The organism is Nocardia sp. NPDC127579, from assembly GCF_042672005.1.
GTDB lineage: Bacteria > Actinomycetota > Actinomycetes > Mycobacteriales > Mycobacteriaceae > Nocardia.
Genome location: NZ_JBHXVZ010000003.1, coordinates 433354 through 447925 on the forward strand (window position 1 = coordinate 433354; position 14572 = coordinate 447925).

The following is a 14572-nucleotide window of genomic DNA, read 5'->3' on the forward strand; positions in this document are numbered from 1 at the left end:
CACGGCAGAGAGGACGTCATGGTCCACTTCGGACTGATCGATGACTGGGAGCCCGAACCCGGCCGGCTCACCACCTGGGTGGCCGCGCCGGAATCGGCCGCGCGCGCGAAATCGGCGCCGCGACACCCGGCCCCGCCGTCACACCAGCAGGAGCAGTATCTACGCCTGGCCGACCAGCACGCCGCGGCCGACTTCCGGTACTCGGGCCTGTGCCTGGTGACCGCCGAGATCCCGACCGGTGACCTGCGCCGGGACGCCATGACCCGCGCGGTCAACGCGTTCCTGTCCCGGCACGACACCTTCCGCACCTGGTTCCGGATCGGCGCCGACGGCGCGATCCAGCGGCACCTGGTGCCCGAGGCCGATGTGGAGTTCGTGCCGGTCGACTACGGCTGGGTCGACAATTCGAGCACGGTCCGCGACCACGTGGAGAAGACGACGCCGGGCCCGTTCGATTGGGACTGCTTCACCTTCGGTGCGATCGAGCGCGAGCAGTCGACCACGGTGTATCTGGCGGTCGATCATCTGCACACCGACGGATTCGGCCAGTACCTGTCCGGATTCGATCTCGCGCTGCTCTACGCCCGCGAGGTCTGGGACGAGATGCCCGACGCGCTCGCACCGGCGGCCAGCTATCTCGACTACTGCACGGCCGAGCGGGCGTTCACCACCCAGATGTCGCTCACCTCCCCCGGGGTGCGCAAGTGGATGGAGCTGATCCGCGGCAACGGCGGTGCGCTGCCCTCGTTTCCGCTCGATCTCGGCACCCGCACCGACGTCTACAACCGCAGCGCGCACCGCACGGTGACGCTGTTCGACGAGCACACCGCCGCCCGCCTGGAGCGGCGGTGCCAGGACAACGGCGCGGAGTTCATCGGCGGCATCTTCGCGGCGGCCGCTCTGGTCGAGCGGGCGCTCGTCGACAGCGACTACTACTTCGGCATGACGCCGGTGACCACCCGCGGCACCGCCGCCGAACGCGCCTCGGTCGGCTGGTACGTCACCCTGCTGCCGGTCGCCTTCCCACTGGGCCTGAGCTCGTCCTTCGACCGCACGGTGAAGCTCGCCCAGCACGCCTACGAGAACGGGCTCCGACTGACGCCGACCTCCTTCCAGCGCGTGGTGGAGCTACTGCCCCCGGATTCGGATCTGGATCTGAGCCCGGGGTGGGCCTGCCCGATGATCTCCTATGTGGACGCCCGCGAGCTGCCCGGCAACGAGGCGTTCGATGTGGCCTCGTGCGGGCTGTACGCCAATCGCGCTGCCTCCGAACAGGTTCTGATCTGGATCAATCGGATGACCGAGCGCACCACCCTCAGCGTCATCTATCCGGACACACCGATCGCGCACCGGTCGGTGGACCGCTATGTCGCACAGCTCGCGGCGGTCTTCGCCGACGCCGCCCGGAAGGAAACCGCATGAACGACAGCGTCTTTCGCGATCCTGGCATTCCGGACGGCGAGAAATGCGTCTACACCGTCAGCGTCGCGGACGAGCCGCCCGGCCTCGATATCGTCAGCGTGATCGGCCACGACGACGCGGACTACCTCTCGATCGTGCAGGCCGGTTCGGGTGACGGCGCCTTCGCGATCACGGTGGAGCAGCGATTCCAGCGCGCCGGCGAGCACCTGCGGGCCGCCAGCTACCGGGCCGAAACCCGGTCCGGCGGCACGGTGGTCAGCCGCGAGCAGGCCCTGTTCCTGGGCACCACCCACTTGCAGATCGGGGACGGGATCGCCCCGTTCCCCGCCGAGCTCATGCCGCTAGCCGGCGGTCTGACGCTGTTGCGCGGCCTCGAGCTTACCGAGGGCGCCGAGACGGATATCGCACTGTGGCTGGCCTTCTCGGTGCACATCCCGCTCACCGCCCGGGTCGAGAAGCGCACCGTCGTCGAGGTGCCGGCCGGGCAGATCGACTGCTGGCAGATCCGGCTGCGGCCCCGGCTGTCGGGCCTGAGCGTCATGATCGAGAAGGTGCTCGGCAGCTTCCTGCCCGCGGGGGTCGCCCACATCGAGGCGGACCGGCCGCACCGGCTGGTGCGCTTCGGTTTCCCGACCGGTCCGCGGCCGTGGGACCCCCGCGGGCTCATGGAACTGGTGACCTAGCCCAGGCCGAGCCCGCGCGCCAGCACCGGCCACGAATCCTTCAGCGCCTGCTGCCAATAACCCCACGAGTGCGTGCCGGTGGGCTGGAAGTCGAAGGTGGCCGGGATGCCGAGCCCGTCGAGTTTGGTGCGCAGATTGTGGGTGCACCAGTTGACCGCGGCCTCGATCACGCCGCCCAGCACCAATTGGTTGAAGAAGCCGCGCGGTCCCGGCTGCATGTGCGTGCCGTTGTAGACGTCGTACATGCCAGGCACGCCGGTGCCGGTGGAGACATAGAGTTCGAGCCCGCGCAGCTGGTCGGCGTGTATGTAGGGGTCGTTGGCGGCCCACATCGGATCGTCGGGCGGGCCGTACATATTGTCGGTGTTACCGCCGCCCCAGCTCTCCACCGCGAGTTCGATGAACTTGCGCCCGACCGGGTCGCTGGTCTGCGCGCAGCCGCTGTAGGCCGCCACGGCCCGGTACAGGCCGGGTTTGGCGATCGGCAGCTGCAATACCGAGGTGCCCGAGGTGGACAGGCCCGCAATGGCATTCGCGCCGGTGGTGCCGAATTCGGCGTCGATCAGCGGCGGCAGTTCCTCGGTGAGGAACGTCTTCCATTTGTAGACACCGAATTTCGGGTCCGGCGCACGCCAGTCGGTGTAGTAACTCCAGCGCCCGCCGACAGGCTGCACCACATTGACGTGCTTGTCGGCCAGAAAGGCGAGAGCGTCGGTGTTCTTCTGCCAGGTCGCCGAATCCTGTCCGCCGCCACCACCATTGAGCAGATACAGCGTCGGGCCCGGCGTCGACCGGTCGGCGGGCCGCTGCACCTCGACCATGATGTCGGTGTTCATGGCCGCCGAATGCACCCGCAACTGGACGGTGCGGTCGTCCTTGACCCAGGATCCGGTGATCGCGGACCCGTCCGGTTCCGCGGCGGCGGGCGGCACCACCGCCAGCGACGCGGCCAGCACCGCGCCCACCGGCGCCCAGTTGCGTACTCTCATCGGCTACTCCTGCGTGAATGGATCATCGCCTCGAATTGCGGCGGGCTGACAGTACCGATAATCGCAATACCGATCACCCGGGTGCCAGAAGCTTCTTCCGGCACACAAATCGCGCGGCGGTGAATTTGTGATCGGCCACTGTCCACGCCCGCCCCGGAATCGGCCGGAACACTGGAATGACTCACAGCTCGCACCCGAAAACGCTGTGTACTGCACAAATGTTTGGACCGCGACCGTTCGAAGGTCATCGGCGCCGATTAATCTGAGCAGGATCGGGCAGCCGCGCGGAATTGCGGAAATCGCCGATTCCGGCCCCGATTTCTCGGAAGGAACCGCGTTGTCGAACATCGCTATCGCCGATATCGGGAGTCGTCTCACCGGTGGCCTCGATGCCCCGGCGATCGACGCGCGCCACCACGGTGTCCTGCCGCTGTCGGCGCGCAGTCCGGGCGCCCTGCGGGCGCTGGCGAGCCGGTTCGCCGATCTGATCGGCGACGGCGCGGATCCCGGTCTGCTCGCCGCCGCCGCGTGGGCCGGCACCCCGCACCACCCGTACCGCCACGGCGTACTGCTGGGCGAGGCCCGCGACCTGATCCGTGAGCTGCGGCGTTACGCCGCGGGCGAAGGTCCCGACGCTACCCGGGTGATCGACTTCCGTGTCACCGCGCCGGTCTTCGTGTTTTCCGGGGTCGGCGCGCAATGGTGGGGAATGGCACGCGAATTGCTCAGCGCCCAGGGCGCTTTCGCCGCGACCGCGCGCGCCGTCGACGCCGGCTTCCGCGCCGCGGCCGGATGGTCGGTGCTCGACGAGCTCATGATGCGCAGCGCGGTCGATCCCCGCGCCGGTTCCGCCGAGATCGCCGAGGCGGCCACTGTTCTGGTCCAGCTCGCGCTCGTCGCCGAACTGGCCGAGTTCGGGATCCGCCCGGCCGCCGCCTTCGGGCAGGGCGTCGGCGAGATCGCCGCCGCGGCAGCCACCGGCGTGCTCTCCGTGGCCGATGCGGTCCTGGTGGCCTGCCACCGCGCCCGGCCCACCAGCCCCGAAAACCGCGGTGCGCTCGCCGTTCTCACGCCCGGGCCGCCGCGTGTGCCGCTGTACTCGACGGTCACCGCCGCACCGGTCACCGCGGTGCACGCCGGCGCGGACTACTGGCACGCGGGCCTGACCGAAGCGCCGCGGTGCGCCGACACCGTCACCGCGCTCGCCGAGGCGGGGCATCGGGTCTTCCTGGAGATCGGCCCGCATCCGGTGTTGTCCACCACGATCCGTGAGATCCTCTCAGTGGCAGGCGAACCCGGCGTCGCGGTGCCGACCCTGGATCGGACCCGATCCGACGGCGAGAGCCTGCGCGCTGCGCTGGCCGGGCTCTACGCCGCCGGTGCGCTCGAGCTCGCGACGCTGTTCCCGGCCGAGCACCCCTCGTCGTTCCGTTCGCCATGACCGACGAACTCACCGTTCGCCCGCACAGCCCCGACCGGCCCCGATTCGCCGACCGGCTGCCGCCGTTCGCCTGGGTACCGGTCACCACGATCGCGGCAGTGGCGGGCACGCTGTTCCTGGCCCGCCTGGGACGCTACGACCTGGGCGGCGACGAACTGTATTTCCTGGGCGCCGGGCGACATCCGGCGGTGAGCTACGCCGATCAAGGGCCGGTGGTACCGGTTCTCGCGGCCATCGCGGACGACATCGCACCGGGCTCGGCCGTGGTACTGCGACTGCCCGCGCTGGCGATGACGGTGGTCGCGATCGTGCTCGCCGCGGTCATCGTCCGGGAGCTGGGCGGTCGGCGCGGACCGCAGGCGGTGGCGGCACTGGCCTACGCGGTGACCCCGGCGGCGGTCATGCAGTCCGCCATGCTCAGCACCTACGCGCTCGATGCGACCCTGACGGCCTTGATCAGCTGGTTGTTCATCCGCTGGGTCCGTACCGGCAGCGATTCGCTGCTGATCCTCGCCGGCGTCGCGGCCGCGCTCGACTTCCAGGTGAAGTGGCTGATCCCGATGGTGTGGGCGGCCCTCGCGCTCGGCATCGCGCTGCTGGGGCCGCGGCGGCTGTTCACCCGGCCGGCGTGGTGGATCGGCTCCGGTCTGCTGGCCCTGTCCGCGGTGCCGACCGCGCTGTGGCAGCACGCCAACGGCTGGCCGCAGCTCGCGATGGGCGCGGTGGTCCGCGACGAACAGCTGGCCAGCGGATCCCTGGCGACCATGCCGTGGCAGACCGTGCTGCTGGTGGGGCCGACAGGTCTGCTCCTGCTGGCAGGTCTGTGGGCGGGACTGCGCGCGCCCCGGCTGCGGCCCTACCGCTTCTTCATTCCCGTGGTACTGCTCGGGTTGGCCGCCGTTTTCGCCGGCGGATTGCGCCCCTACTACATGGTCGCCGCGTTTCCCGGCCTGTTCGCGGCGGGCGCGGTCTACCTGGGCGACCTGGGAATCGCGCGACGGCTGCGGGCGGTGGGCATCGTCGCCGTCGCCACCGCGACCGCGATCTGCGTCGGCGCGGTACTCGCCCTGCCCCTCCCGCAGTCCCGGCTCAGCGAGCCCACCGACCGATACTCCCAGTTCGAGTGGCGCAGTCGGCTTTTCGGCCCGAGCGGCTGGCACGAACTGGTGCGGGGAGTCGACGCCGCCTACCGCCAGGTGCCCGCCGAACAACTGCCCGGAATCGTACTGATCACCCAGAACTATTGGCAGGCAGCGGCACTGGAGTACTACGGGCCGCGACTCGGCTTCCCGCCGGTGTACAGCACCAACCGCGGCTACGCCTATTTCTCGCCGCCGCCGGACTCCGCGACCACCGTGCTCTACATCGGCACCGATCACCCCGAATCGGCGCTAGGCATCGACTTCGCGGAGACCACCGAGCTCGTTCGACTGGCCGATCCGCTCGGCTATCCGGGCGTGAATCGCCATGTCGCGGTGTGGAAGTGCCGCTTTTCCGAGCTCGCGTGGTCGGCGGCCTGGCCCGGCATGCGCCGGTTGGTCCTGGTCGACGGCACCACCCGCTGACTCACTCGCCGAGCGCGGCGGCGAACAGCGGCCAGGAGGCGTGCAGATCCTGCTCCCAGTAGCCCCACGAGTGGGTGCCGGCCGGTCGCATATCGAAGGTAGCCGGAATCGCCAGCTCCGCGAATCGATCTCGTAGCTGACGGGTGCAGTGCACAGTGACCGCGTCCAGGACACCCCCGATCAGCAGCTGATCCGCGAGCTTGATCGGGTTGCCGTGGATGCCGGGTCCGGACAGGGTGTCCAGTGGACCGGGCAGACCGTTCCCGGTCGATACATAGATCGCCGTGCCGCGCAGCTGCTCGGCATGCAGATACGGATCGTTCTCCGCCCACGCGGCATGCGTGGGCGGGCCCCACATGTTCGACGCGTTGCCCGCGCGCGCGGCGACCACGGCACCGACCATCGCCTGACCGCGGGCGTCACTGGTGCGGATGCACCCGCTGTAGGAACCGACGGCGCGGTACAGTCCCGGCGCGGCCAGCGCCAGCCGGAACCCGGCGCCCGCCGCCATCGACAGTCCCGCAACGGCATTGGCGCCGGTACCGCCGAACGCCGAGTCCACGATGGGTGGCAACTCCTCGGTCAGGAAGGTCGTCCACCGCTGCCGGCCCATCACCGGATCATCGGCCAGCCAGTCGGCGTAGAAGCTGCCCGCTCCCCCCATCAGGATCACCACCGTGACCTGCTTGTCCGAGAAGAACTGCGCCGCATCCGTTTTCGTGAGCCAGTTGCTGCCGTTGGGCCACTGGCCGTCGTCGGTGCCGCCGTCGACGCCGTTGAGCAGATAGAGCACCGGCGCGGGCCGCGCCGGGTCCGCGGGTGGCAGCACCGCCACCGTGATCGGCCGGCCCATCGCCGCCGAGTGCACGGTCAGGTCCACCACCCGCCCCTTGCCCTGGACGGCGCTGATCAGACGGGAACCGTTCGGTGCGGGTTGCGCGGCCGACAAGGCACGCGCCGGAACAGGTTCCGTGGGCTCGCCGGGTATCGCACCCACCGGACCGGGAACACAGACGAACAGGGCAATCGATATGGCAGCGACCGTCATGGCACGCATCGCCTACTCCTCAATGACGCGGAAATGGATACAACGCCGGAAGCCCACCGAGTGGAGGAACGTGCGGAGTTCCACTCGATGGGCGCCGGTCGCCAGATGTCAGATGGAGCCACCACCCCCAACCAGCCACGGGTTGAACGTGCAGTCCAGCTGCGGGAACGCCACCGGATCCATGGCCCGCAGCGCGATCGACAGCGCGCGCGGCGAGTACATCATGGTGAGGTGATCGGACACGTCCTGCTCACAACCGTCCTGCAGCAGGATGTTGTCGACCTTGGCGCCCGGTCCCGGCTTCAGGAACGTCAGATCGTAGGGGTTGGTCACCTCGTCGTAGCGGGTCGCCACCACGGTGTAATCGACCCCCGGCACGGTGTCGCCGTTCTCGTTGAGCTTGAGCACGAACTCCGAACCGATCGTCTGCTGGATACCGGCGTGCCCGACGAAGATCTCGATGGGCCCGAGAATGTCGATACCCAGGTTGTTGATCATCCGGCCCAGTGCGCCGATACCGTCGAGGCTGGTCCCGTGGTGGGTGGCGCCGAAGGTGATCAGGTTCTTCACCTTGGCCGCGCCGCCCTCGAACTTGGTGTACCAGTTCGACATCGACCCACCCTGTGAATGCGAGACGATGTCGACCTCGTCGGCTCCGGTCGCGGCCAGCACCCGGTCCACGAAGGCGGACAGCTGCTTGGCCGAATCCTGGATGTAGCCTGTGCCCATCACGCCCGGCAGGAACGACCCGAGGCCGCCACCCTCCAGCATGTTGGAGCGGCCGTAGTTGAAGGTGAACACGCAGAACCCGGCGTCCTTCATCGGCTGGCCCATGTAGGCGAAGCCGTTGTAGGCATTCATCCAGGTGCCGTGCACCGCGACCACCGGACGCCGGCCGTCTTGCGGCTTGCAGTTCCAGTCGTTGGTGCCCGGCGGGGCGACGTCGGGGTTGAGCAGGCCGTACCCGAACGCGGCGAGCCACGAGGTCGACGCCGGCCCGTAACCGACTGTGTCACTGGCGTATCCACCCGCCGAACCGGAGCTGGAACCGGAACCGCCGTAGCAGTCACCGGAACCGTTGCCCGACCCGGCGCCACTGCCGGAGTTGCACGACGAACCCAGACCGCTGCCCGAATCGGCAACGGGCTTGACTTTCAGTCCGTCGTAGATGAAGCGGGCCAGCGTCTGCTCGGTGGGTGCGGGTCCCGGTTCGGCTTGCGCCGGAACCCCGGCGAAGCTCATGGCGAGGACGGAGACGCCCATCACCACCGCGGCACCGGTCCCTTTCCAACGGGCCGCTCGGCCGCAGGTACTTCGTTTCATAACTAGCCTTCCTGTTATCGGCTGCCCCGGTGCTCGCCGTGCCGGATGGCGAGCACCGGGACTGGGCAGAACGCTAGGTCCAGCGAAACCGGAAAACGCAGTATGAGATCGGTATCTGGACACCTCACGAAAGACCGCAAACCGAAACAGGTATCCGGCACAGTCACCACGCTGTGCAGCGAATTCGCGAATATGCAGACGGTCCCAAATCAGCAGGCCCGCAACGGTGAATTGTCCACAGATCCGAGAAAGCCGGGTGGATATCGCTCGACTCAGAGCAATCATGAATGACGTAATTCAAGCCAGTTCGGCCACCCGGTGGCTAATCAACGGAGATTGCCAATGCTCGACTCGAACTCACTGCGCGGCCGCCCGACGCTGCTGGCCGCCGCCGGCCTTCTCGGCGCGACCGCCGTCCTGCTGGGCGCCCCGGCCGCGCCCGCCGACAACTCCGGTTCCGCGGTCCCCGATCCGACGCCGGTCACCAGCACCCAGCTCGGTTTCCGGGGACCTGGCACCGCGATCGTCGTACTGGGCTACGGCCTGCAACCGGACGGGACCATGCGCCCGGAGCTGATCCACCGCCTGCGCGCCGGATTCGCCCAGGCCCTGCTCGCGCCGCTGGCGCCGATCATCGTGACCGGCGGCAATCCGCGTAACGGCGTCACCGAGGCCGACGCCATGGCGGACTGGCTGATCGCACACGGCATCGCGCCCGAGCGGATCCACCGCGAGCCCGACGCGACCAGCACCGTGGAGAACGCCGAGCGCTCGGCCCGGATCCTGCGCGAGATCGGCGCACGCGACGTCGTGGTCGTCACCTCCGCCGATCACATCGACCGCGCGGCCGGCGATTTCGCCGCCGCCGGTGTCGATGTCATCGCCCGGCTCACCCCCGACCAGGTGCCGAACATCATCCTGCCGTTCGGCATCGCACCCTTCGGCCCGACGGGAGCAAACCATGAGTGATCTCGCCGCCGCGTACTCGCACGCGGGCGCACCTGTCACCCTGCGCAACATTCCGACCGCCAGTTACCAGGTCACCCGCGAGCGCATTCGGGAATTCGCGCTCGCCGTCCATGATTTCCATCCGGCGCATTGGCGCGACAGCGCCGCCGCCGCTCTCGGCTTTCCCGCCCTCATCGCCCCGCCGACCTTCGGTTCGGTCATCCTGACCCGCGCGCAGCGCGCCATTCTCGATTCGCTGGTGCCCGGTTACGATCCGCACCGAATTCTGCATGTCGATCAAGTCCTCGACCCGGTCCGCCCACTGGTGGCGGGCGACCGCTTGACCTGCCGGGCGTTTTTCGAGTCGTTTCGGCATTTCGCCGCCTACGACGTGCTGGCGATCAAGACCGTGCTCACCGACCAGCGCGACGCGGTGGTGCAGACCGGGTCGACGGCCTTGCTCGCACGCACCGATGCGACCGCGGGCCGCTCGGCGGGCACCGTCGCACTGAACCCGGTGCGCCCGGCCGTGCTCTCCCGGCCGATCTCGCTCCGAATGCCGCACACCACAGTCGATTTCGACACGCTGGCGGTCGGCGTCGAGCTGCCCCGCCAGATCGTCGAACTCACCCGCACCGATCTGAACCGCTACGCCCGCGTGCTCGGCGGCCCCGGCGACAGCCCCGCCGTGATCGCGCCCGGCATGCTCAAACTCGGTCTCGCGGCCGGATACCTGAGCGCCTGGTCCGGGGATCCGTCGGCGGTGCTGCGGTTCCGGGCCCAGTTCGCGCACTATACGCACGCCCTGCTGGTCGCACCGGATCAGTCGTGCCCCATCGAGTTCCGCGGCCGGGTCACCTCGGTGGACACCCGCCGCCGCAAGGCCACCGTGGCGCTCGACGCACGCGCCGAGGGCCGACGGCTGTTCGGATACGCCGCCGCCGAGATGCGGTTCCCCGGGCTATAGCCCGAGCGCTTCGGCGAGCACCCGCCAGGCGCGCGGCAGCTGCGCCTGGAAATCCGACCAGGTGTGCATGCCCTCCGGCGAATACTCCACGGTGGCCGGGATTTCCAGCTCGGCGAGCCGCCCCGCGAAACGGTCGGTGCACTGGCGGGCGCCGGCCTCGAGGGCCACGCCGCCGCCGGCCACCCGCAGCGCTTCGACGACCGAGGCCGCGTTCGCGATCTCGACCAGGTCCGCGGGGGTCGGCGCACCGCTGGCCGCGGAGAGGTAGATCGCGGTGCCCCTGAGCCTTTCGGCGTTGAGCAGGGAATCGTGCGCCGCCCATTCCGGGGAACCTGCCGGGCCCCACAGGTTCTCGACATCGCCGCCGCGTGAGGCGACAGTGATCGTGGTGACGGCATGGCCCAGCGGATCCGCGGTGGAGTAGCAGCCGCTCATCCCGGCCACCGCCCGATACAGCCCGGGGTGGCGCTGGGCGAGCATCATCGCGGCCTGCGCGCCCATCGAGACGCCCGCGATCGCGCGCTTACCGTCCGAACGCAGCAGCGACTCGGCGATCGGCGGCAGTTCCTCGGTGAGGAAGGTCTCCCAGCGATTCAGCCCGAGCGCCGCGTCCTGGCGGACCCAATCCGAGTACATGCTGCCGGTGCCGCCGCTGGTCAGCACCACATCGACCGGCTTGTCCGCGAAGAACTCCGCGGCCGCGCCCTTGGTGATCCACGCCGAGGTGGGATCACCGTCGACGCCGTCGAGCAGATACAGCACCGGTCGCGGCCCGTCGCCACTGCCGTGCAGCACATCGACGGTGATGATCCGGCGCATGGCCGCCGAGGCGATATGCAGGCGGTCGCGTCGCGGGCCCACCGGTTCGATCCGCAGCAGGCCGGTGCGGGTCATCTTCGGGTCCACCGGAGGCGGCGGGGGTAGGGGCTGGTCCAGCACCGCGGGCTGGGGATCGGGCACATCGGCCACCCCCGGAGCCGCGGCAACCGCGGCGATCGCCAGGATCACCGCGGCTGTCTTCGGTAGTCGTCTGCTCATAGTGTCGCGGCGGCTCGCTGTCTTTCCCGGGCGGCGGCACGGTCCCGCTGTTCCTCGAACCGGCTTGCCTTGAGATCCAATTCGGTCAGGTAGGCGTGCAGATCGTCGCGCGCCCGCTCTCCGTCATCGCGCAGATCGTTGCGCTCGAACACATTCCAGGCCCGAAGTACCGGACGGACCACCACGTCCAGGTGCTGGCGCAGATCGTAGATGCCGTGCTTGGCCAAGAGCACCGCGTTGCGCCGGAAGTTGGGCTGGGTGAGCCCGGGCATCTGGAAGCGGGTCACGATATCGGTGATCGCGCGCAGCATCTCGTTCGGCGTCAAGTCCAGCGCGGCGGCGCTGAGGTTGCGATAGAAGATCATATGGAGGTTCTCATCGGCGGCGATCCGTTGGAGCATAGCCTCGGCGATCGGCTCGGCGCAGGCGGTTCCGGTATTGCGGTGGCTGATACGAGTCGCCAACTCCTGCAATGTCACATACGCCACTGAACGCAGGAATTGCGGTCCTTTCTCGGGTTTCGCGACCCCGGTGGTCATATGTGCCATGCGGGCCTGCTCCAACGCTACCGGATCGACCGCGCGGGTCACCACCAGATAGTCACGCAGGACGATCCCGTGCCGGTTCTCCTCGGCGGTCCAGCGCCCCACCCAGGTTCCCCACACGCCGTCGAGCGAGAACGAGTCCGCGATCTCCCGGTGATAGGACGGCAGATTGTCCTCGGTGAGCAGATTCGTCACCATCGCCGTCCGCGCCACCTCCGACAGGCGCGATTGCTCCGGCTCCCAGTCCACCCCGCCCAGTGCGGCGAAATTGCGGCCGTCGTCCCAGGGAACGTAGTCGTGTGGATTCCAGTCCTTGGCCTTGCGCAGGTGATCCTCGAGCAGGCGCTCGGCGGTCGGTTCCAGTTCACGCAGGATATCCAGATCGGTCAAGCTGCTCGGCACCGGTTACTCCTTTATCCCCCTTGGTTTTCGAGGTGGTCCGAGGTTAGGCCGGTGCGAACCCGATTCCGCGGCTTCGGCGCCGGAATCAGGGATATCACCAGCGACGACCTGTGCGGTTGGTCGGAATCACAACCGGATGAGCCCGGTGCGGCCCCGCGGCGGATTCGGCGGCCGCGATGGCACCGGGCGACGGTCCTGGGTTACCGTCGACCCTCGCCGCGGAACAGGCGGCCGGATATGAGTTCGAAGGGCTGTACAAGAGTGAGCGTCACGCGAGAGAAGCTGGAACACCTCCGGGACATCCTGGAGCTCGCCGCCGAACCGGCGGGTGAGACCGGCATCGCGAAACGCAAGGCCAAAGGCATACCGAGCGCCCGTGAGCGGGTGCGCATGCTGCTGGATCCGGGGACCTTCGTCGAACTGGGCGCGCTGGTGCGCAAGCCGGCCGACGGTCCTAGAGGACGGCAGGAGGCGGAGCCGACGGGGCGGGTGAGCACCGCGATGTACGGCGACGGCGTAGTGACCGGGCGCGGTGCGATCGACGGCCGCCCCGTGGTGGTGATCTCGCACGACCAGACCGTCTACGGCGGCTCGGTCAGCGAGATGTTCGGCCGCAAGGTCGGCGCCGCCATGGAATTCGCTTACAACAACGCCTGCCCCGTCGTCTGCGTCAACGATTCCGGTGGCGCCCGCATCCAGGACGGCGTCACCTCGCTGGCCTGGTATGCGACCATGTGCCGCCGGCAGGAGGACCTGTCCGGCTATGTGCCGATGGTCGCGGTCATGCTCGGAAAATGCGCGGCCGGCTCGGTCTACGGGCCGATCAATATGGATGTCCTGGTCGCCACCGAGGATTCCTACATGTTCGTGACCGGCCCCGAGGTGATCAAGGCGGTCACCGGCTCGTCGGTCACCGCCGAGGAGCTCGGCGGCGCGGCGGCGTTGCAGACCAACGGAACCGTGCATCACGTCGCGGCCACCGAGCAGGCGGCCTTCGACTGGGTGCGCGACTACCTGAGCTACCTGCCGAGCAGCTGCCTGGAGCAGCCGCCCGTGTTCAATCCCGGCCTGGAACCCGAGCTCACCGACACCGACCTGGAGCTGGACCGGTTCATGCCGGACTCGGACAAGGCCGGCTACGACATGCACGAGATCGTGCTGCGCATCTTCGACGACGGCGCCTTCCACGAGCTCGGCGCCGGCACCGCCCGGAATCTCATCACCGGCTTCGCCCGGGTCGACGGCCGGCCGGTGGGCGTGGTCGCCAATCAGCCGCTCGTACTCGGCGGCGCGCTGGACGCGGCCTGCTCGGACAAGGCCGCGCATTTCATCCGGCTGTGTGACGCGTTCAATGTCCCGCTGGTCTATGTGGTGGACACTCCGGGCGTGCTGCCCGGGGTCGACGAGGAACGCAATCAGGTCATCAAGCGCGGCGGCCGCATGTTCCGCGCGCTGATCGAGGCGACGGTCCCGATCGTGACGGTGGTGACCCGCAAGGCCTACGGCGGCGGTTACGCGGTGATGGGCTGCAAGCAGCTCGGCGCGGACATCAGCCTGGCCTGGCCGACCGCGCGGCTGGCGGTGATGGGCGCGGAGTCCATGGTGAGCATCGTCGGCCGCAAGCAGCTCGCGGTGACGCCGCCGGATCAGCGCGCGGCGGTGCGGGATCAGATGATCGACTTCTACAACGCCACCGTGGCCACGCCGTGGACCGCCGCCGAACGCGGCTACATCGACGCGGTCATCGAGCCGTCGCGGACCCGGCTCGAGATCCGCCGGGCGCTGCGGCTGCTGCGCGACAAGGATGCGCGCCGCCGCGCCAATCCGCGAAAGCACAATCTGTTTCCGATGTAACGAATTGTGCTGTGTCACAATGACGGCCATCTTGTCACTTGCTACCACGACTCGCGCGGAGCGTTGTGAGACTGACAGAACCCACTGTGATCCAGAGCACAAAAGGGTTCGAAACACCTAACCTCGAAGCATGACTGGAGGAGACGAACCGACCACGGTCGTCAAGGAGATACTGAACTACTTCGGCAAGTGCCCGGCCTGCGGATATCCGGCCCGAGCCGTCGAAACCCACGCACCCTCGGTGCGTACCGGCGAGGTGCAGGTGACCATCTCGGCCACCTGCGACCTCCCCTGCGGCTGGTCCGGCCCCGTGGCCCGCACGGTCATGACCCGGAAGTAGGCGCGGC

General features: G+C 68.7%; 13 protein-coding genes. 8 read left to right on the top strand and 5 right to left on the bottom strand.

Annotated elements, in window-relative coordinates:
* Positions 1–18 precede the first annotated feature (18 nt).
* A complete protein-coding gene (locus ACFVMC_RS14355) occupies positions 19–1422 on the top strand; it encodes a condensation domain-containing protein (RefSeq protein WP_379210270.1) in 1404 nt (467 codons plus the stop codon).
* Complete coding sequence (locus ACFVMC_RS14360) at positions 1419–2105, top strand: hypothetical protein (protein WP_379210272.1); 687 nt, start codon at positions 1419–1421, stop codon at positions 2103–2105. The genes ACFVMC_RS14355 and ACFVMC_RS14360 overlap by 4 nt, the downstream gene beginning before the upstream one ends.
* Here ACFVMC_RS14360 and ACFVMC_RS14365 read toward each other — a convergent pair.
* Positions 2102–3094 (bottom strand): alpha/beta hydrolase, encoded by a 993-nt coding sequence (locus ACFVMC_RS14365; RefSeq protein ID WP_379210274.1) that lies wholly within the window; start codon positions 3092–3094, stop codon positions 2102–2104. The two genes, ACFVMC_RS14360 and ACFVMC_RS14365, sit on opposite strands and share 4 nt — an antisense overlap.
* Positions 3095–3431: 337 nt before the next feature.
* Between ACFVMC_RS14365 and ACFVMC_RS14370 the strand changes: the two genes are divergently transcribed.
* On the top strand, positions 3432–4535 hold the full coding sequence (locus tag ACFVMC_RS14370; RefSeq protein WP_379210276.1) for an acyltransferase domain-containing protein: 1104 nt from the start codon (positions 3432–3434) through the stop codon (positions 4533–4535).
* Positions 4532–6100, top strand: a complete 1569-nt coding sequence (locus ACFVMC_RS14375) for an ArnT family glycosyltransferase (protein ID WP_379210278.1) — start codon at positions 4532–4534, stop codon at positions 6098–6100. The genes ACFVMC_RS14370 and ACFVMC_RS14375 overlap by 4 nt, the downstream gene beginning before the upstream one ends.
* 1 nt (position 6101) lies before the next feature.
* On the opposite strand, the gene ACFVMC_RS14380 is transcribed toward ACFVMC_RS14375, so the two are convergent.
* Both ACFVMC_RS14380 and ACFVMC_RS14385 read right to left on the bottom strand, forming a co-directional pair.
* Positions 6102–7157, bottom strand: coding sequence for an alpha/beta hydrolase (locus ACFVMC_RS14380; protein WP_379210280.1), 1056 nt, complete (start codon positions 7155–7157; stop codon positions 6102–6104).
* A 99-nt stretch (positions 7158–7256) separates the two neighbouring features.
* Positions 7257–8471 (bottom strand): esterase/lipase family protein, encoded by a 1215-nt coding sequence (locus ACFVMC_RS14385; protein ID WP_379210282.1) that lies wholly within the window; start codon positions 8469–8471, stop codon positions 7257–7259.
* A 342-nt stretch (positions 8472–8813) separates the two neighbouring features.
* Here ACFVMC_RS14385 and ACFVMC_RS14390 point away from each other — a divergent pair, with 342 nt between their 5' ends.
* Positions 8814–9440, top strand: a complete 627-nt coding sequence (locus ACFVMC_RS14390) for a YdcF family protein (RefSeq protein ID WP_379210283.1) — start codon at positions 8814–8816, stop codon at positions 9438–9440.
* Positions 9433–10386 carry a MaoC family dehydratase N-terminal domain-containing protein gene (locus ACFVMC_RS14395; protein WP_379210285.1) on the top strand — a complete coding sequence of 318 codons (954 nt, stop codon included), beginning with the start codon at positions 9433–9435 and terminating at the stop codon, positions 10384–10386. Before ACFVMC_RS14390 ends, ACFVMC_RS14395 begins: the two co-directional genes overlap by 8 nt.
* On the opposite strand, the gene ACFVMC_RS14400 is transcribed toward ACFVMC_RS14395, so the two are convergent.
* A complete protein-coding gene (locus ACFVMC_RS14400; RefSeq protein WP_379210287.1) occupies positions 10381–11424 on the bottom strand; it encodes an alpha/beta hydrolase in 1044 nt (347 codons plus the stop codon). The two genes, ACFVMC_RS14395 and ACFVMC_RS14400, sit on opposite strands and share 6 nt — an antisense overlap.
* Complete coding sequence (locus ACFVMC_RS14405) at positions 11421–12371, bottom strand: acyl-ACP desaturase (RefSeq protein WP_379210289.1); 951 nt, start codon at positions 12369–12371, stop codon at positions 11421–11423. Before ACFVMC_RS14405 ends, ACFVMC_RS14400 begins: the two co-directional genes overlap by 4 nt.
* 261 nt (positions 12372–12632) lie before the next feature.
* Between ACFVMC_RS14405 and ACFVMC_RS14410 the strand changes: the two genes are divergently transcribed.
* A complete protein-coding gene (locus ACFVMC_RS14410) occupies positions 12633–14225 on the top strand; it encodes an acyl-CoA carboxylase subunit beta (RefSeq protein ID WP_379210291.1) in 1593 nt (530 codons plus the stop codon).
* Positions 14226–14355: 130 nt separating this feature from the next.
* Complete coding sequence (locus ACFVMC_RS14415; RefSeq protein WP_379210293.1) at positions 14356–14565, top strand: hypothetical protein; 210 nt, start codon at positions 14356–14358, stop codon at positions 14563–14565.
* Positions 14566–14572 lie beyond the last annotated feature (7 nt).

Coding starts and splice junctions, on each gene's coding strand:
- ACFVMC_RS14355 (WP_379210270.1), top strand. CDS start 19: ATGGTCCACTTCGGACTGATCGATGACTGGGAGCCCGAACCCGGCCGG.
- ACFVMC_RS14360 (WP_379210272.1), top strand. CDS start 1,419: ATGAACGACAGCGTCTTTCGCGATCCTGGCATTCCGGACGGCGAGAAA.
- ACFVMC_RS14365 (WP_379210274.1), bottom strand. CDS start 3,094: ATGAGAGTACGCAACTGGGCGCCGGTGGGCGCGGTGCTGGCCGCGTCG.
- ACFVMC_RS14375 (WP_379210278.1), top strand. CDS start 4,532: ATGACCGACGAACTCACCGTTCGCCCGCACAGCCCCGACCGGCCCCGA.
- ACFVMC_RS14380 (WP_379210280.1), bottom strand. CDS start 7,157: ATGCGTGCCATGACGGTCGCTGCCATATCGATTGCCCTGTTCGTCTGT.
- ACFVMC_RS14385 (WP_379210282.1), bottom strand. CDS start 8,471: ATGAAACGAAGTACCTGCGGCCGAGCGGCCCGTTGGAAAGGGACCGGT.
- ACFVMC_RS14390 (WP_379210283.1), top strand. CDS start 8,814: ATGCTCGACTCGAACTCACTGCGCGGCCGCCCGACGCTGCTGGCCGCC.
- ACFVMC_RS14395 (WP_379210285.1), top strand. CDS start 9,433: ATGAGTGATCTCGCCGCCGCGTACTCGCACGCGGGCGCACCTGTCACC.
- ACFVMC_RS14400 (WP_379210287.1), bottom strand. CDS start 11,424: ATGAGCAGACGACTACCGAAGACAGCCGCGGTGATCCTGGCGATCGCC.
- ACFVMC_RS14415 (WP_379210293.1), top strand. CDS start 14,356: ATGACTGGAGGAGACGAACCGACCACGGTCGTCAAGGAGATACTGAAC.